Genomic DNA, 19216 nt, shown 5'->3' on the forward strand with positions numbered 1-19216 from the left:
ATTGAGGATCACCTGCCCGTTGGTACCCAGCGCCACGGTAATGTCCTTGGCCCTGGCATCGGGGGGAACATCGTCCACGACTTCGACGACCATCTCCTGCGCTGCAAAATTGGGTAGGTTCGATGCTACATCGAATGCTGAGCCCGCAGGTATGTTAATGGCAATAGGGTTACATGTGGCTATATCGGGTGCTATGGTGGCCGTATAGGTAGCGGCGTTGATGGTCGTAAGATTATCGACCGTGGCATGGGCCACAGCAATATCTTCTTTGTTAAAATCGGTAATTCCCCTATCGAAGGTAAAGGTAACCTCAAAGGGAGTCATGGCATTTACTTGCACTGGAGCTTCTATGGAAACATCACTTGCGCCTATATGGTACACCCGTACATGGCCAGAATCGATACCGTTTCCATCGTTGCCTGTAGCCCCTATGGCCAGCACGCTGCCGTCGGACGACAGGCTCACACCAGTCCCTGAAAAATCGTCCGCCGCCTCACCATCGATATCACCGCCCAGCTGTATCCAACCCAAAGAGGCGTTAGCATCCCTTTTGTACACTCGTACATGGCCTGAACTATCACCGTTTCCATTGTTTTCAATAGCTCCTATGGCCAGCACGCTGCCATCGGACGACAGGCTTACACTCCTTCCTGAAAAATCGTTCGCCGCCTCGCCATCGATATCACCGCCCACCTGTATCCAGCCAAGCGCGGCGTTAGTATCCCTTTTGTACACCCGTACATGGCCTGAAGCATTACCGTTTCCATCGTTGACGGAAGCCCCTATGGCCAACATACTGCCGTCGGACGACAGGCTTATTGGATCCCCTGAAAAATCGTTCGCCGCCTCGCCATCGATATCACTGCCCAGAAGTATCCAACCCAAAGAGGCGTTAGCATCCCTTTTGTACACCCGTACATGGCCTGAACCATCACCGTTTCCATCGTTTTCACGAGCTCCTATGGCCAACATGCTGCCGTCAGCCGACAGGCTCACAATATTTCCTGACCAATCGTGCGCCGCCTCGCCATCGATATCACCGCCCAGCTGTATCCAACCCAAAGAGGCGTTAGCATCCCTTTTGTACACCCGTACATGGCCTGAACCATCACCGTTTCCATCGTTGCCTGAAGCCCCTATGGCCAACATGCTGCCGTCGGCCGACAGGCTTACACTAATTCCTGACACATCGCCCGTCGCCTCTCCATCGATATCACCGCCCAGCTGTATCCAACCCAAAGAGGCGTTAGCATCCCTTTTGTACACCCGTACATGGCCTGAAGAACGACCGTTTCCATCGTTGAGCGCAGACCCTATGGCCAGCACGCTGCCGTCGGACGACAGGCTTATTGGATCCCCTGAAAAATCGTTCGCCGCCTCGCCATCGATATCACTGCCCAGCTGTGTCCAACCCAGCGGGGCGCTGGCATCCCTTTTGTACACCCGTACATGGCCTGAAAAATCACCGTTTTCATCGTTGCCTGTAGCCCCTATGGCCAGCACGCTACCGTCAGCCGACAGGCTTACACTAATTCCTGACCCATCACCCGCTGCCTCGCCATCGATATCACTGCCTATCTGTACCTGGCCATAGGCGCCAAAGTGTATGGCACCAAAAAGGAATACCCCTATTAATTGTAATTGTATTTGTTTTTTCATTGGGAGTTATTTTTATGACTTTTGTATATTAAACAAAGTAAGAATCATACAAAGGAAATATCAATTATTAGTGTCAAAACCTTTTAAGGTTGGGATGAAATAGGATATTTTAGGGATAAGGAGGGTTTCGGTATAAAGTATGAGGTATGAGGATATGGAGAATTGGGGGTTGCGCATCTGAGGTTACTCGAAGAATCGAAGCCCTGATCATGCTTCGTACTACTTACCCTTCGGCTCCCTGGTTCCAAGCCTATAGTTTCTTAAGTATCCATTTGGTGATGGTACGTATCACCTTGTCTTTTTCAAGGTCTTTGTGCAGTTCATGGTAGCCGCCATCGACAAGGATTAATTTGGCTTGGTTTGTGTTTTCTGAAAACTCTTGAGAACCTTTGTAGTCTATAATTTGATCATCGGTACCATGTAGTAGTAACACAGGTGTATCCAGTGTAGCTGCATTTTTGATCGCCCACTCCCCCGCTTCCATAATCGGAAATGAAAAATTAGGACTAACCTTATCATGCACCAGGGGATCGTTTTTATATTTCTCGACCTCTTCGGGGATTCTAGAGATGGCATTAACATCTAATCCTGAAGGTAGTGTTACCGAAGGCGCAATTTTTTGCATCAATTTACCCATAGTCATTTTCCAGGCCGGGGGTTGAAATGCCAATCGTAAAAACGGGCTGGTTAATACCGCTCCAGCGATCTCAGGTCGATTACGCAATACATAATTGATCACCAGGTTGCCCCCCATACTGTGGCCGTATATAAATAAAGGAACACCTTTGGTAAGCGCTTGTGCTTTTACAAACATCGTATCAACTACCGCCAATAGCGACTCATATCCCGGGCAATGCCCACGTTTGCCATTGCTCTTGCCATGCCCAAAATTATCATACGTAAGTACCCCAATATGTTTTGCTAACAGCTCTGGAATCACATAATCGGCATAACGAGACGAATGTTCTCCCATACCATGCACTAACACCACCATGGCTTTACAATCATTAGGCACCCAATACTGACCAAAAAGTTGTTGTTTGCTATGCTCAAAAAAGAATTCCCGGTGTTGCATGGGTTAAATATACTATAAAAATCGTCACATCGAGTACTTAGAACCAATGAGCAATAATTGAAAGTCCACTAAATCAAAATCCGTCAATTCGAGTGTCTCGATGGTAATCGAGATGTATCGAGAATAGGATTTTGATTAAAAAACGGTTCTCGATACATTTTGTCTTCATTACATTCAGACAAAACACTCGAACTGACGTTTTTTAATAAAATTGATAAGCAATGTGGATTTCCGTAAAAAATTGGTTGGTGATTGTTGTAGTTTGGGTAAATAATCAAAAAAAAGCAGATAAAGTAATTTCTAGCACCGTATTATAAATAAAAATTGAACAACAAATGAATTATGTATGATATTAAATAAAATTATTATTCACGAATTAAACAAAGTAAGCGGTTCTAACGAAACCAACTTAATTCTTTCTGATGAATTAGTTGATATTGACGCTAATTCGGTTGGACTGGTGGAGGCTTTAAATAAGAGTTATAATAGTGATAGAGTTCTCTATGCCGTGTTTGATAAATCCGATGGAAAATATTTTCCAGAGAAGTTCAGCGAATACAAGGATTCCGGACAAGATACCCAAGATTTTATTTCTTTAACACGAAATGTGATTGGTAATCTAGAGACTTTAATTCAACCAATAACCTTAGCAACAGGTGGATACTTCGTATTTTCCGAGTACAGTAACAATAACAATGATTTTTTAGGAATATTTCTAATAAGAGATACAGAAGGTAAAACATTAAGTAAGACCGAAAATTCATTTTCAATAGATAGTATTGAGTACGTAGACACGTCTAACTTAGCAATGGCTTGTAGAATAAATCATGGAAAATATGAAATAGATGAAGAAAACTATCTTTCACTCACTCAATTGAGACAGCAAGAAATCTCAGAGTATTTTAAGAATTGGATTTCAATTGAGCAAATTGAAAGCAGTAGTGAGTATACCAAACAACTTTACGAAATAATCTCTCAAATCGAAAGACCTGAAAATCCAGATACTGGACAAGAATATGAAATTGAGGTTTTTAGAAACCTTGTTTATAACTATGCTACAAGCAGTCCAAATAGAACAATTAATCTTAGAGATTTAAGCCAACATTTCTATAATAATCCAAACATTTTACCTAACTATGCCTTGGAAAACGACATTTCAATAGATACTGAATTCAGATATAATGCCAGGCAACTTAAAAGGTTTATTAAACTTGAAGTAAATAGAGATGGAATAAACTTCAAAATATCTCGAGGTACTTTTGACGACAAGGTAAGATTTTCAGAGCAGGATGATAGTCTTGTTATAATAGAATCTGCTGCCTTTGCAAATGCTCTCAGAAACGAAGTAAACAACTTAAATAATTGATGTTAGAACGTCAAAAAAAAATACACGAATTTAGTGGATCATTGAATTATGAAATCAAGTCCGATTATCTTCGTTTTTCCTATAGTAAAGAACTTAATGATTATCTACAGAATACGAATATTGATTTTGAAAGTATAAGAACCGAGGAAATCCATATTAGTTTTTCAGATCTTGGATTTGAAGTCTTTGAAAACGCTACAGATTTTTTAATAGAGAATAGTATGAATAAAGAGAGGGATATCTTAATTCTAAACTATGAAGATAGACCTTTAAGTAGGGTAGAAAACCAAGCTTATATAAATTTTACACTAAAAGAAGATTTTTATTTCTTTAAAAATCCTGAGAATTATGTAAACTTTATAAACTTTTTGAAAAGTAGAGACCAAGAGACAGAAGATGCTTTCCATTTTATTGACTATTCAAATGATGTTAACAGAAAAATAGTTTTAACTAGTATAACAGAAAAAAGCCGAATTATTCTCAGATATTTCAAAGAAATTCCAAATTTACCCAATAACAAAGATTATTCTGTAAGCTTAGATCAATTCAAGAATTGTTTTGAACAGGAAAACAATAATCTTCCAAAATTCCTTAAAAGTGTATTAATTAAATATGCCTCCAGATATGAACCTGATGAAAGGCTAAAATTGGTGTTTCAGAATTTAAGAAGTATTGTTGATGAAGCAAAAATAAATTTTGAAATTTATATAAATAACTTATCAATAGATAAAATTCGAAAGGACTATGACGAATACAAATCAAAATACTTCTCAGAAGTATCAGATATTTTAAAAAAAATATCTCAACAAGTTATAGGCTTCCCAATAGTAATTGCATCAACTCTTTTTGCAGTTGAAAAAGTAAAAGCAAATTCGACATCTCTTTATTTTATTGCAGTTGTTATTCTTGTAACTACAATATATTTGATTCTACTTTTAAAGATGAATTTTAGAGATTTAAAATATGTTAAACAGCTTTCCGACAAAGATTATAATAGTATCAAAGGCAATAATTTTTTTATTAGATTTCCAAATGAGTTTCAAATATTCCAACAAATTAAATCACGTATCGATAATCGAATTCAAAATTTGATAATTGTATGCGAATCATATTTTTGGATATTAGGTTTATCTAATACGGCGCTTATTGGCATTATTCTATCATATTTAAATGTCCCAAAAGGAGGTATTTTACTAATTTCGATTGCTATTATCACGGTTATGGTCTTCGCAAGAAACACTATTTGGAATGAAAAAAAAGAAGAATGAAGTGAGAAAAAACCAAAGAACATGGAAATATTTTCCGTGTGACATTATAAATACGATCTCTACCCCTCAAACAACAAAGAAATAAACTCCGCCACACAAGCCGGTTTTTCAATACCTTCGATCTCTACAGCGCAATCCCAGGTGATTTTGATACCGTTTTCGGCATAGGGTTCTATGTGTTGTAGACTGCTATGCAATCGCAATCGACTATCTACAGGTACCGGGTGTGGGAAACGTACTTTGTTTAATCCATAATTCACGCCCATCACCGCGCTTTCTACCACCACCAGATCCATCAACATTTTTGAGAGCAACGAGATCGATAAAAACCCATGGGCAATCGTTTTTTTAAACGGGGATTCCTTTTTAGCGCGTTCTACATCGACATGTACCCATTGAAAATCCTGAGTGGTTTCAGCAAAGGCATTGATCATCTCCTGGGTTACGGTGATCCACTCTCCAGTAGGTAACGGTTTCCCTACGTGGGTTTTAAACTCTTCGAAGTTTTTGCAAATAAGTTGGTTCATATTTATATTTTTTAGTTTTTTCCGAGCACTGAGCGGAGTCGAAGTGCGACATAATCTTCATTTTCAATTGTGTGATTCACCCTTCGACTCCGCTCAGGGTTCAAAATACATACGATATTCGAAGGGTGAGGTTCTCAAACCCTGTATTCCTGAAACCTGAAACCCGAAACCCGAAACCTCAAACCTCAAACCTACCTACTATCTCGAGATTCCCCCATCAATCGTTAGGCATATCCCAGATACGTATGACGCCTCGTCTGAAGCCAGATATAAATATCCATAGGCAATATCTATCGGCAAAGCCGCTTTTTTAAGTGGGATTTGCGATTTGATTCCTTCAATATGTTCTTTTGGGATCTGGCCGGTCATTTCGGTTAAAGTGAATCCCGGTGCCAGGGCGTTGGCTGTGATTCCGTATTTACCCAGTTCCATGGTCCAGGTTTTAGACATAGCAATTACTCCCGCTTTGGTTGCCGAGTAATTGGTTTGTCCAAAATTACCGCGTAATCCCACATTGGAAGCTGCAGAGACTATGCGTCCGTACCCCGCTTCTTTCATGTATTGTGAAACCACTTGGGTACATAAAAATACCCCTTTCAGGTTCACATCGATTACCGCATCCCATTCTTCTTCGCTCATTTTATGAAGCGTTCGGTCTTTGGTGATCCCAGCATTATTGATCAGGATATCGATTTTACCATATTTTTTATGGATTCTTTTGGCTTCTGCTTCAATCGCAGCTTTATCCGTAACTGATATTTTGGTGAATTCTGCGGTACCAACTTCATTATTTATGCTCTTGGCGGTTTCGACACCTTCATCCAACAGATCCCAGATAATGACCGAGGCACCTTCTTTGGCAAAGAGGCTTGAAACGGCTTTTCCGATCCCTCGGGCTCCGCCTGTTACAATTGCCATTTTGTTTTTTAGTCTCATGTGTTATATGTGAGGTTTAATTACTTATTAAAGTATTCTATAGTTAGTCTCCTCTCCCTTGAGGGAGAGGATTAAGGTGAGGGTGTAATTCCCCTCATCCTAACTCCTACGCCCCATCTCACCCATTGCTATTGCAACGTCGTCCAGGGAGAAGGAACTGAATTTACGAGCATTCTATAACCGCTTTTCCTTTTACTTGTCGTTTGATCATATCTTCTAGGGCGTTTTTTGCTTCGGCTAAAGGGTATATCTTATGGATATGGGGTTTTAGTTTCCCCGCGCCGTACCATTGCATCAATTGCATGGTGTTTTGCATGTTTTGATCGGGTGTTTTCATGGCAAAGCTTCCCCAGAATACCCCCACAATCGCACATCCTTTTAGCAAGGCCAAATTCAGCGGAATTTTAGGAATATCCCCGGCGGCAAATCCTACCACCAGGTAGCGACCTTCCCAGGCCATACCTCGTATTGCAGGTTCAGAATATCGACCACCTACAGGATCGTAGACTACATCTACTCCTTTGCCATCTGTAAGCTCTTTGATACGAGCTTTTAGATCTTCGGTATCGTAATTAATCACCTCATCGGCTCCGTATTCCTTGCAGAGTTCGAGTTTTTCGGTAGACGATGCTGCGGCGATTACTTTGGCACCCATCAGCTTTCCTAATTCTACCGCTGCTAATCCTACTCCGCCAGAAGCTCCCAAAACTAAGAGCGTTTCTCCTTCTTTTAATCGACCACGATCTTTTAAGGCATGGTACGAAGTACCATAGGCCATCATAAACGAAGCCGCTACCGGAAATTCCATTCCGGGAGGTTTTGGAAAACATGCATTGCCGGGCACTACTACTTCTTCGGCATAGCCGCCGTGCATCACAAATCCAAAGACCTCATCACCGGGTTTTACGTGTTTGATTTTGGTGCCTACTTCTTTTACCACTCCAGCGATATCGCTACCGGGTGTAAAGGGTAACTCAGGCTTAAACTGATACAATCCTTGAATAATCAAGGTATCCGGGAAATTAACGCCACAGGCTTTTACCTGCACTACGACTTCTTTTTCTCCGGGTTTTGGACTTTCTATATCGTCAAGGACCAAGGATGATGGTGGTCCGAATTGTTTACAAACTATTGCTTTCATGTTTAGTTAGTGAGTTTTTGAGTTATTGAGTACTTCAGCCTAAATGATTTAATTCGTCATGCCGAATTTATTTCAGCATCTCATCCTGCTAATTTTCTTAATGAGATTCTGAATCAAGTTCAGGATGACGTTCTACTAGAATAAAAAGCTGTTCTCGATACAATTTTTCTTCACTTCGTTACGGAAAATCACTCGAACTGACGCTTTTTATTCCTCAATCACTTTTAAGACCAATTTCCCCATTTTGTTTCCTGAAAATAGGCGTAAAAAGGTTTCGTGGAAGTTTTCGATGCCTTCGTAGATATCTTCTTTGCTTTTTAGCTTTCCTTGCATCATCCAGCCGCCCATTTCCATAGCTGCTTTGCCATAATCCTTAGCATAGTCCATTACTACCATTCCTTGCATGGTAGCTCGATTAACCAATAGAGAAAGGTAATTACTTGGTCCTTTGATCGCTATTTTGTTGTTGTATTGTGAAATGGCTCCGCAAACAACAATTCTTGCATGCATTCGCAGTCTAGCCAGGGCTGCATCCAGAATTTCGCCTCCTACGTTATCAAAATATACGTCGATTCCTTTTGGGCATTCTCTTTTTAATCCGGCATGAATATTTTCAGATTTATAATCTATGGCGCCATCAAACCCAAGTTCTTCGACAACATATTTACACTTATCGGCTCCTCCTGCAATTCCGATTACTCGGCAGCCTTTGATTTTGGCAATCTGTCCAACCACACTCCCTACGGCACCTGCCGCACCCGAAACTAAAACAATATCCCCTTCCTTGATCTTTCCTACTTCCAGAATACCGAAATAGGCTGTCATCCCAGGCATTCCCAACGTACCAATATACATGGGTAGCGGAGCTAATTTTGGATCTACAGGATACCAATTGCTTCCATCGGTTACCGAGTATTGTTGTACACCTCCCCAACCGGTAAGATAGTCTCCTTCTTTATATTTAGGGTGATTGTTGGCTTTGATCACTTTCCCTACCGATCCGGCACGCATAACATCGCCTACCTGAACAGGTTCGATATAAGATTTTCCTTCATTCATCCAGCCTCGCATCGCAGGGTCTAAGGATATATAATGTTGCTGAATTAAAACTTCACCTTCTTTGGGTTCAGGAATCGGGTTGGATTGTAGTTCCCAGGTATCTGCTTTTGGAAGCCCCACAGGTCGTTTTTTGAATATTAGTTGTTTGTTGTTGCTCATGATATTGTTATTATAAGAATTGTGTGTTTATAAGGATGTTCCGCCGTCTAGTGTAATGGTTTGTCCGGTAATAAATCGCGTATTATCTGAAGCTAACCAGACCACGGCATCGGCAATTTCGTCGGCTTGACCGTATCGTTTCATTGGGATTACACTTTTAAGACGCTGATCCATATCAGGTCGTACCGATAATAATTTGTCAAGCAAAGCCGACTCGGTATATCCCGGGCAAACCGCATTGATACGTATATTTTTGGTAGCATATTCTAAAGCAGCCGATTTGGTCATACCCACAACGGCAAACTTACTTGCAGAATATGAAATGTTATTCAGCGATGCTTTTAACCCTGCCAAAGAAGCAATATTTACTATGTTGCCATGTCCTTGCTTGGTCATTTGTATAAGTGCTTGTTTCATACAATAAAAAACACCGGTTTGATTTACCGCAATTACGCTGTCCCAATCGTCTAAAGTATACTCGCCTACCCTAGCCATGTTTCGTGGACCAATCCCCGCATTATTCACCATCACATCTAATTGCCCATATTTTTTAACGGTATCTGCAATAAGTTTCTCTACCTCCTCAAATTTTGCAACGTTGGCTGTTATAACTGAAGCACCACCGCCTTCTTTTGAAATTTCATCGGCAACCATTTGTGCTTTTTCTTCTTTGATATCTGAAACCACAACTTTGGCTCCATGTTTTGCCAAATGTTTTGCTGTAGCAGCTCCGATCCCAGAGCCCGCTCCTGTTACGATCGCTATTTTATCTTTTACTTGCATGTGTTTTATATTTAATTGGTTATTGAGCGATACTTAGTATCAATCTTGAATCTTCTAGTGCCTGACTGCGCATTTTGGCAGGATATCCTTCTGCAGTGATCATTTTTATAAAATCTTCTTTACTCGCGTATTCTATAATCAATATCTTATCCCATTCTTTTTCATCTTCTGGGCCGATAAGGGTAAATTGAGGTTTTCCCTGATACACTACCTTGGCTTTTGAAGCCTGAAAAAAAGGGATCACGGCTTTCATATATTGAGCATAGGCCTCGGCTCCTGTCGTTCCGGTTTCTTCAACTTTATCTTTGAATTTTAATAGATTCAACATCTGAAAAGGACCTTCAACAGGCAACTGACTAAAAGTTTGAAATTGTTCGGTGGTAACCCCAATATACTTTGTGCTCATGTTCTGATTTTTAGTGTTATTTACTCGAACTTTACTATTCCCGAATCTGCAGACATAGTAACGAGTTCTGGATAATGCGTTTTCATGTTATCAATCATAAAATCAAAGGGTATATCTTCAAAATGACCATAATCCTCTAGATACTCCATAAAAATATTACCTGCGGCATCAAATTCTTGAAACATAGAATCGTTTTCGCCATCAAACTCGAGTGGCGCTACATTGCATTTTTCACACAACGTTTTATTAAACGCCGGTGATGCTTTGACCCACTTCCCATCAAGAAAAATGTTTACCATTCCATGAGGAGTTAATTCATTGGTTCCGAATTTTTCGGTTAATTTCTCTACGGCAATATGATTTTTAACTTTTGCCAAATGAATTCTGGCTGGTATTTGCAGTGCTCTTAAGCCTGCGATTAACAAAATTGATTTATCAACACAATGACCATATGGTTTTTTGGCAATCTCACTGGCCCTGTACCCTTCTTTAGTAAGATGAATATTGTATGGGTCATAGCGCCATTGATCACGAACTTTATAATATAGTTTTATTGCCTTTTCTTTTGCAGATAAGGTATCTGTTTTGAATTCTTTTACGAGTTCCTGAATTTCATCCGACTCATAATCCAAAAAATATGTAGATTCTAAATAGTTCATTCTAAATAGTTCATTCTAAATTTTAGTCAATTTTATTTTTCTGTATAGCTTGCAAAGCAAGGTTACAAAGCAATTCAGCTGCTTTGTTGAGTTGAGCAAAACGCGGATCCGTAGTTAGCCCCTTGCTATACCTATAATAGATTTGCTGTGCAATCACCGCAATTTTAAAAAGTCCAAAAGCGTAGTAAAACACCAAGTGATCGACTTGTCTTCCACTTTTTTGGGAATATAATTCCACAATTTCACTTCGACTGGGATTTCCGTCCATGATGGTTGGTGACGGAATTCCTTGTTGTACAAAAGGGTGATCACTCGCCATGGTCCAATATCCCAAAGAAGTTCCCAGATCCATCAAAGGATCACCAAGGGTAGCCATTTCCCAATCTAAAACAGCCACTACTTCTTTCCAACTGTCATCTTTAAAAACAATGTTATCGTATTTAAAATCATTATGCACCAGGCTATGTTTATATGATGTTGGTTGATTTTCTTCCATCCAACGCATTACTTTTTCTGCAGCAGGTACGTCTTCGGTAGCGGCTTTTAGATATTGTTTTCCCCAGTTAAGTACTTGTCGTTCGACATAGCCTTCGGGTTTTCCTAATTCTCCTAATCCGATGGCTTTATAATCTACATTGTGTAACTCAACAAAAGTATCCAACCACGAGTTGGCTATGGTTTTGAAATCCTTAGGTGGTATATTTCTTTTTTTGGCTTCTTTCACATTCAGAATAATTCCTTCTACCTTTTCCATGATATAAAAAGGACATCCCAAAATATCTTCATCTTCAGAAAATACATACATTTTTGGCACCTTTGGAAACGCTTGATAAAGTCCGGACTGCACTCTAAATTCGCGCCCCATATCATGCCCTCTTTTAATCGCTCCAAATGGAGGACGACGTAATACGTATTCTTTATCTTCGATCGTAATTAAATAGGTAAGATTTGAATACCCATGGGTAAATTGGGTAACTTGCCAATCGCTTTGGCTATTGGTAATCACTCCTTCTTTTTGAAGGAATTCTTTTAGTGTCTTTTCGTTTAGTTCTTCGCCTTGACGTACGTTTTGCATTGTATTATATTGGTTAGTTGGTCTTCAAAAAGTTCAGACAAACAATTCGATTTTTTTAAATATTATATCTTGATTTTAGCATGTTTATTAATCACACTCTTTCCTAACTGATACATATGTACCTCATCGGGTCCATCGGCCAGGCGCAACATGCGTGCTGCTACAAAAAAGTGTGCTAACGGAGTATCGGGTCCAACTCCTTTTCCTCCATGGATCTGCATGGCCCGATCAATGACATTCAACGCCATATTGGGTGCCACAATTTTGATCATAGCAATCAGGTCCTTTGAGGTTTTATTCCCTTCTTTGTCCATTTTATCTGCTGCCGAAAGGGTAAGCAATCGTGCTTGTTCTATTTCGCATTGGGATTGAGCAATTTCTTGTCGTATACTGCTAAAGTCTTTGAATGTTTTACCAAACGCGATACGTTCTGAAGCGCGTTGCGACATTAATTCTAGCGATCGTTGTGCCATCCCAATCAAACGCATACAATGATGAATTCGACCAGGCCCTAAACGTCCCTGTGCAATTTCAAAACCTCTTCCTTCACCCAGGATTAAATTTTCTTTAGGAACCCGCACATTTTCTAGTACGATCTCGGCATGTCCTTCGGGAGAATCATAAAACCCAAAAACGGATAAAGGCCTTATGACGTTAAGCCCAGGAGTATCCATAGGTACCAAAATCATGCTTTGTTGCTGGTGACGAGGAGCATCAGGGTTGGTTTTACCCATGACAATGGCTATTTTACAATGAGGATCCATCCCGCCAGAAGACCACCATTTACGACCGTTGATTACGTATTCATCACCATCAAGGGTGATCGAGGTTTCAATATTTGTGGCATCAGATGAGGCTACTTGCGGTTCTGTCATCAGGAAAGCCGAACGTATATCTCCATTCATCAAGGGTTCTAACCATTGTTTTTGTTGGTCGGGAGAACCATATTTTGCCAATACTTCCATGTTTCCGGTATCCGGAGCATTGCAATTAAACACTTCTGAGGACCAAAGTACACGACCCATAATCTCTGCCAACGGCGCATACTCAAGATTAGTAAGTCCGGGGCTTAAATCACCATAACTTTTTGGAAGGAATAAATTCCACAAACCCGCTGCTTTGGCTTTGGCTTTAAGGTCATCCATTCCCGGCCAACGTTTCCATCGATTCTCGGCACTATAATTAAATGTACTTACTTCTTGTTCTATAGGAAGTATGTGCTCTTCAAAAAATGCATTGAGTTTATCCTGAAGTGACGTTATTTTTTCAGTGTAATTGAAGTTCATATTCTTTTTTAAATTTTAAAAGCATAATCCTATTAAGATTAAAACTTACTACTTAAATTCTATCCTTTGTTCATTTTCTTTGCTCGCCCAAAGAAAACGAACCAAAAGAAAAGGCAATTTTTCCAAGGTATTTTTCAGTTTTACTGAAAACCAGATTTGTTTTGCTAAAATCTTTCCAAGGCTTCAAGATTTTTTAACGCAAACCAAATCTTATACTGGTAGAAAAAGGTTTAAAAGCTTTGCTTCGGAACATTTGCATACCCCTTAATTTTTATCCGGCGATCATATATCCACCATCGGCATTATAGACACCACCCGTCATATACGCACCAGCATCTGAAGCTAATAAACATACTATTCCGGCCATTTCATCAGGCATTCCCATTCGGGCCGTTGGTAATGTTCTTTCTATTTTTTGTAGCAATTTTTCGTTTTGCCAAAGCGCTGCGCTAAATTTGGTTTTGATCAATCCTGGGCATACCACATTAGCGCGAATACCATGTTGTCCCCATTCTTTTGCTTGATTTTTGGTAAGCATTAATAATGCTGCCTTGCTTGTACTATATAATCCTAGTCCAGCACCAGGGTGTAACGCTTCAACAGATGCAATATTAATGATACTTCCACCTCCTCGTTCTTTCATAGAAGGTAATGCTAGATTGGACAACATCCAGGGTGCTTTTACGTTTACATCCATGATTTTATCAAAAACAGCTTCTTCAGCATCTTCAATGGGTCCATATACAGGATTAATTGCGGCATTGTTGACCAAAATATCAATGCCGCCACATTGTTCTATAGTCTTTTGTATTAAGTTTTGGCGTTGATCGGCTTTCCCTATATGACAGGCGATACCAATTGCCTGCAGACCTGCTTTTTCAAATTCGGCAACGACTTCATTTACGGCCTCCTGGCTCCTGCTGCTTATCACTACTTTGGCTCCGTGTTCTGCAAGACCCTGGGCGATTGATTTTCCGATTCCTTTACTTGAGCCTGTGATAATGGCTACTTTTCCTTCAAGATTGAAGGACTGCTTAATTGTGTTCATTAATTATATTGGTAAATTGTTGTTTAGTTCAGTATTTCTTTTTCTCCGGCTATGGTTAATGCTTCTTCATCTAATAATATTTCTGCCAAACCATTCGTTTTTGGTAGCTCGTATTTATAGAAGAATTTCATCGTATGAATTTTACTTTCATAAAAGTCTTCAGCATATGTTTTCTGACCCGTTACCAAAGCATTTTTAGCGTGAGAGGCAACATCCAGCCATATCCAGGCCATTGTAATATTGCTCAAGAATTCCATAAATGGTGTCGCGTCTGATAAGAATCGCTCATAATCTCCTTTTTGAGCAAATCCAACTAAAAAACCTATTACCTTTTGAGCCAGTTGAAGTTTTTCTCCAAGTTTTAAAGCATACTTTTTTAGATCATCATACTTTGAAGCTTCCTGAATGGTTTGCATGATCTCTGCGGTTAGCAATTGCAGGGCCTTACCATTTTCCATTAGTAATTTTCTTCCCAAAAGATCTTGAGATTGGATTCCTGTTGTACCTTCGTAAATCGGAAAAATACGAATGTCTCTATAGTATTGTTGTAAGATAAAATCGGTACAGAATCCATACCCCCCTAGAACTTGTAATCCATTTGAAACGGCCTCTGCCCCCATCTCTGAAGGATAAGTTTTTACCATGGGAATGATGAGCTCAAGTAACAATGCATATTTTTCTTTTTCTTCTTTATCCTGAAGTGTTTCTTTAAAATCATAATACTTTGCTGCCAAAATAACCAAACTCAAAGAGCCTTCATACACAGCCTTTTGTTGTAGCAACATTCTTCGAACATCAGGGTGATTGATAATTAAGGTTTGTCCTTGTTCTGGGTTTTTCTTTCCATCGCTAGAAAGTTTTCGACCTTGTGGGCGTTCTTTGGCATATTGTAATGATGCGTGATATGCTGCCGATGCAATAGCAGCAGCCCCACGTCCGACAGCGATACGAGCACCATTCATCATTAAAAACATGTATTTAAGTCCGTGATGTGCTTCTCCTACTAACCACCCTTGACAATCATCGGCATCTCCAAAGCCTAAGTGTGTCGTACAATATCCGCGTTGTCCAACCTTTTGAAAGTCGGCTACTGTCGTAACATCATTAGGAGTAAGATTACCATTAACATCTGGGCGTTTTTTGGGCACAACAAATAAAGAAATACCTTTGGTTCCGGCAGGTGCACCTTCGATACGTGCTAATACCAAATGCACAAAGTTATCGGCATATTGATGATCACCACCGGATATAAATATTTTTTGACCTGAGATCTTATAATAACCATCGTCTGTTGGTGTTGCCTTTGTCACTACATCAGATAAAGAACTTCCGGCTTGAGGTTCTGTAAGACACATCGTACCTGCCCATTCCCCTGAAAGCATTTTGGGCACATACGTATCATTCAATTCTTTGTTTCCAAAATGTACAATCAACTCTGCCGATCCAAGGGTAAGTCCCGCATAACCGGGTAAATGGTTATTGGCAGCATCCAAAATAAACGCTGCACAAGTAAATACTGTCATGGGTAACTGTAGTCCCCCAGCATCATAATCAAAAGTCCCAGAAATGAGTCCCATTTCTCCACCTTTTTTCATCATAACATCAACCTGCGGATGTACGATTACTGTACCATCTTTATGATATGCAGGTTTTTCATCCATTTCTTTGACATATGGGAACAGTTCTCGGTCTGAAAACTCTTTTACAGATTCTAAAAACATGTCAAGCGATTCCTTGTCGTGATCTGCAAAACGGTCTGCTTGTAACACATCTTCTAACTGGTGTACATCGTATAAAAGGTATTTTAATGTCTCGAAATCTATATATTGATTAGCCATTGTGTGATTTTTTTTGAAGTTGGATATTAAAACTGTAATAAATTTCGGGAATATTTGATGAATTCTCATTAAACCAGTTTAATAAATATCAATTTTTAGATACTCTTAACTTTTTACAATCAAAGTAATATTCAAAAAATGATAGGTAACCGTCAGTAAATCTTACTTTTGGCTAAGACGTTTTCTGATTTTGGAAAGTCCAACAGGGGTTAAACCCAAGTAAGAAGCAATTAAATATTGAGGAACTCTCTGAAACAGCGTTGGACGTTTCCTAAGAAGTTCAAGATATCGTTCTTGATTAGATAGGTTTCTTAATTGATTGATTCGCTGAAAATTTATAACAAATGTATGCTGCATAGATAATCTACCAAAACGTTCTAATTGATGTGAGTGATCAAAAACCTTTTGTACATCTGCTTTTGAAATGGTATATACAATAGTATCTTCAAGAGCTTCTAAATAAGACGAAGATTGGATATCTTCTATATAGGCATATAAATCGGTAAAAAAATACCCTTCGGTAAAAAACTCCATTACCTGTGCAGTTCCTTCTTCCATAGTGTAATAGGAAACACACCCTTGTTTTACAAAGTAAAAGTTATCAATATACTGACCTGGTTTTAGAAGAAAGTCACCTTTTTTGAAAGTTTGTTTTTTATAAAACTGAAGACCAAACTCCATATCGGAGTCACTCACATGTGTATAGGATCTTATAGTTCTCTTTAGGTCTTCCAAGGTTATATAGTGTTTTTAACGAAAAAACGAAATATTTTTTAAATCGCAAAAATTAGTCTAAATACTCCATAAAAACACAGAAATTTTATTAATTAAATCCCTCAAAATCAGTATTTTTTGAGTTTTTGTAAATATTACGGGTTTCCCGCAACCATAAGTTAACTTTTGTTCGTAGCTTTAAAGGACGCTAAACTAATTTAAAACCTATATTTGCAGCGCTTTCCACAAGGCCTCAAACAACCTATCCAATAGCGTATTGGATTTTATGGACACAATAAATTATTATCAAATATCGATTTTCGTTCTTCAGGGATTAATAGTCGCATCATTGATACTGCTATTATTTCGCTTACGGGCTGCAATGGGACATGGATTATTGTTCACCTCGTTGGGGTTATTTCAATTTATTCAGGTATTTCTAGCTAGTACGCTTTATTTTGAAATTTCGGATACTCTTGTGGTATCACCTGGGTCGTCGGTACTATTTTCGGGAACCTTGTTTGCGGTACTTCTGATTTATATAAAAGAAGATGCTATTACCACACGTAAATTGATCTATGCATTGGTGATAGCAAATGTAATACTATGCTTTCTGTTACTTTCTTTTAGATTAAACATTGAAGGGGCTTATAGTTATAATCCTTTTGACATATCTACAGAATTCTTTTATACAAATGTATTCGTTCTTTTTGTAGGTACAGGGATTCTATATATTGATTCTTTATTGATCATTTTTATTTTCGAATTTATTTCAAAACATATCAAGAATCTATTTTTTAGAATTTTAATTACCATGACCCTGGTATTAAGTTTTGATGCTATTTGCTTTTCAATAGGTTCATTCTGGTATTTTAATGATATCACAAGAATTCTGTATTCGGGATTGGTGTCTAAAATATTCATGGCATTTTTCTATAGTATTGTATTCACTATTTATTTGAAATATTTTGAAAAAGAGGAATTTCGCCCTAATTATCTTTCTTTTAAAGATATTTATCATTCGCTTACATACCGACAAAAATTTGAAGTAGCCGAAAAAGCGATTCAATTAACCGAAAGCAGATACCATACCTTGACCAATCTTGTTCCTGTGGGAATTTTTATGACTCGGGCCGATGGTAAAACTACGTTTGTTAATCCTAAATGGTGTGAGATTTCAGGGTTATCTCATGAAGATGCACTGAATGATGGCTGGTTAAATGCAGTTCATCCTGAAGATCGGGTTAAACTTAAGCAAGGGTGGTATGCCGATGCGACGAAAAAGAAAAACTCTGATGCTGAGTATCGATTTTTGAGATCTGATGGGTCCATCAAGTGGGTTCTGGGGCAAGCTATCCCAGAGTATAATGAAAAACGGCAAGTTACTGGCTATGTAGGTACCATAACAGATATTACGGATATCAAGTTATATGAAATAGAACTTAACAGACTTAAAGAAAAGGCCGAAGAAAGTGATCGGCTAAAATCTGCATTCTTGGCCAATATGAGCCATGAGATACGAACTCCTATGAATGGAATATTAGGTCTTGCAGAATTATTAAAAGAACCAAAATTAACCGGGGATGAACAACAATTATATCTTGACCTTATCAAAGAAAGTGGAGCGAGAATGCTTAATATTATTAAAGACATCATAGATATTTCCAGAATTGAAGCCAATCAGGTAAAAGTATTTCTTAATGAGATTAATGTAAATACGCAAACCGAATATTTATACAATTTCTTTAAACCTGAAACCGACAAAAAAGGAGTCACACTTTTACTACAAAATGGTTTACCCGAAGAAGAAGCTCTAATTAGTACCGACAAGGAAAAATTTAACGCAATACTTACCAACCTGGTTAAAAATGCGATTAAGTATACAAACAAAGGTACTATTGAATTTGGATATGTACTAAAAGATGATTTTCTGGAATTTTATGTAAAAGATACCGGCATAGGAATTGCCAAGAACAGACAAGAAGCCATTTTTGAAAGATTCGTTCAGGCAGATATAGAGGATCGATATGCACTCGAAGGTGCAGGCATTGGACTCTCTATAGCTAAAGCCTATGTAGATATGCTTGATGGAAAAATATGGTTGGAAAGTAAAAAAAGTAAAGGTTCTACTTTTTATTTTAAGATACCGTACAAGAAAGCATAAATAAAAAAAGGAAAACGTTCTTGTTTTCCTTTTTTTATTATCCTTTGGCTAAA

Annotated in this window: 17 protein-coding genes; 3 read left to right on the top strand and 14 right to left on the bottom strand. The window is 38.8% G+C overall.

Annotated elements, in window-relative coordinates:
• Both U6A24_RS22410 and U6A24_RS22415 read right to left on the bottom strand, forming a co-directional pair.
• Positions 1 to 1659 (bottom strand): Ig-like domain-containing protein (locus U6A24_RS22410; RefSeq protein WP_324182269.1); only part of this gene is annotated, 1659 nt, incomplete at its 3' end.
• Between the two features lie 250 nt (positions 1660 to 1909).
• On the bottom strand, positions 1910 to 2734 hold the full coding sequence (locus U6A24_RS22415) for an alpha/beta hydrolase (RefSeq protein ID WP_324182270.1): 825 nt from the start codon (positions 2732 to 2734) through the stop codon (positions 1910 to 1912).
• Positions 2735 to 3080: 346 nt separating this feature from the next.
• Here U6A24_RS22415 and U6A24_RS22420 point away from each other — a divergent pair, with 346 nt between their 5' ends.
• Both U6A24_RS22420 and U6A24_RS22425 read left to right on the top strand, forming a co-directional pair.
• A complete protein-coding gene (locus U6A24_RS22420; RefSeq protein ID WP_324182271.1) occupies positions 3081 to 4100 on the top strand; it encodes a nucleoid-associated protein in 1020 nt (339 codons plus the stop codon).
• Positions 4100 to 5368, top strand: a complete 1269-nt coding sequence (locus tag U6A24_RS22425) for a hypothetical protein (protein ID WP_324182272.1) — start codon at positions 4100 to 4102, stop codon at positions 5366 to 5368. The genes U6A24_RS22420 and U6A24_RS22425 overlap by 1 nt, the downstream gene beginning before the upstream one ends.
• Before the next feature lie 59 nt (positions 5369 to 5427).
• On the opposite strand, the gene U6A24_RS22430 is transcribed toward U6A24_RS22425, so the two are convergent.
• The 12 genes from U6A24_RS22430 to U6A24_RS22485 all read right to left on the bottom strand — a co-directional run bounded on the left by U6A24_RS22430 (position 5428) and on the right by U6A24_RS22485 (position 17020).
• Entirely contained in the window at positions 5428 to 5895 is a 468-nt protein-coding gene (locus U6A24_RS22430; RefSeq protein ID WP_324182273.1) for a MaoC family dehydratase, read from the bottom strand.
• A gap of 198 nt (positions 5896 to 6093) precedes the next feature.
• A complete protein-coding gene (gene fabG / locus U6A24_RS22435) occupies positions 6094 to 6831 on the bottom strand; it encodes a 3-oxoacyl-ACP reductase FabG (protein WP_324182274.1) in 738 nt (245 codons plus the stop codon).
• A 163-nt stretch (positions 6832 to 6994) separates the two neighbouring features.
• The gene (locus U6A24_RS22440) at positions 6995 to 7972 is read right to left on the bottom strand and encodes an NADPH:quinone oxidoreductase family protein (RefSeq protein ID WP_324182275.1); all 978 of its coding nucleotides are present in this window, start codon (positions 7970 to 7972) and stop codon (positions 6995 to 6997) included.
• A gap of 207 nt (positions 7973 to 8179) precedes the next feature.
• Complete coding sequence (locus U6A24_RS22445) at positions 8180 to 9190, bottom strand: NADP-dependent oxidoreductase (protein ID WP_324182276.1); 1011 nt, start codon at positions 9188 to 9190, stop codon at positions 8180 to 8182.
• A gap of 27 nt (positions 9191 to 9217) precedes the next feature.
• A complete protein-coding gene (locus U6A24_RS22450; RefSeq protein WP_324182277.1) occupies positions 9218 to 9973 on the bottom strand; it encodes an SDR family NAD(P)-dependent oxidoreductase in 756 nt (251 codons plus the stop codon).
• A 19-nt stretch (positions 9974 to 9992) separates the two neighbouring features.
• Positions 9993 to 10379 (bottom strand): hypothetical protein, encoded by a 387-nt coding sequence (locus U6A24_RS22455; protein ID WP_324182278.1) that lies wholly within the window; start codon positions 10377 to 10379, stop codon positions 9993 to 9995.
• 20 nt (positions 10380 to 10399) lie between these two features.
• Positions 10400 to 11038, bottom strand: coding sequence for a transglutaminase-like domain-containing protein (locus tag U6A24_RS22460; protein ID WP_324182279.1), 639 nt, complete (start codon positions 11036 to 11038; stop codon positions 10400 to 10402).
• A 22-nt stretch (positions 11039 to 11060) separates the two neighbouring features.
• Positions 11061 to 12113, bottom strand: a complete 1053-nt coding sequence (locus U6A24_RS22465) for a phosphotransferase family protein (RefSeq protein ID WP_324182280.1) — start codon at positions 12111 to 12113, stop codon at positions 11061 to 11063.
• 62 nt (positions 12114 to 12175) lie between these two features.
• On the bottom strand, positions 12176 to 13399 hold the full coding sequence (locus U6A24_RS22470) for an acyl-CoA dehydrogenase family protein (protein WP_324182281.1): 1224 nt from the start codon (positions 13397 to 13399) through the stop codon (positions 12176 to 12178).
• Positions 13400 to 13670: 271 nt separating this feature from the next.
• A complete protein-coding gene (locus U6A24_RS22475) occupies positions 13671 to 14447 on the bottom strand; it encodes an SDR family NAD(P)-dependent oxidoreductase (protein WP_324182282.1) in 777 nt (258 codons plus the stop codon).
• 23 nt (positions 14448 to 14470) lie between these two features.
• Positions 14471 to 16285 (bottom strand): acyl-CoA dehydrogenase, encoded by a 1815-nt coding sequence (locus U6A24_RS22480; RefSeq protein ID WP_324182283.1) that lies wholly within the window; start codon positions 16283 to 16285, stop codon positions 14471 to 14473.
• 162 nt (positions 16286 to 16447) lie between these two features.
• Positions 16448 to 17020, bottom strand: a complete 573-nt coding sequence (locus U6A24_RS22485; RefSeq protein WP_324182284.1) for a Crp/Fnr family transcriptional regulator — start codon at positions 17018 to 17020, stop codon at positions 16448 to 16450.
• Between the two features lie 265 nt (positions 17021 to 17285).
• Between U6A24_RS22485 and U6A24_RS22490 the strand changes: the two genes are divergently transcribed.
• Entirely contained in the window at positions 17286 to 19163 is a 1878-nt protein-coding gene (locus tag U6A24_RS22490) for a sensor histidine kinase (RefSeq protein WP_324182285.1), read from the top strand.
• Positions 19164 to 19216 lie beyond the last annotated feature (53 nt).

Origin of the sequence: Aquimarina gracilis (genome assembly GCF_035285365.1) — a bacterium.
Lineage (GTDB): Bacteria > Bacteroidota > Bacteroidia > Flavobacteriales > Flavobacteriaceae > Aquimarina > Aquimarina gracilis.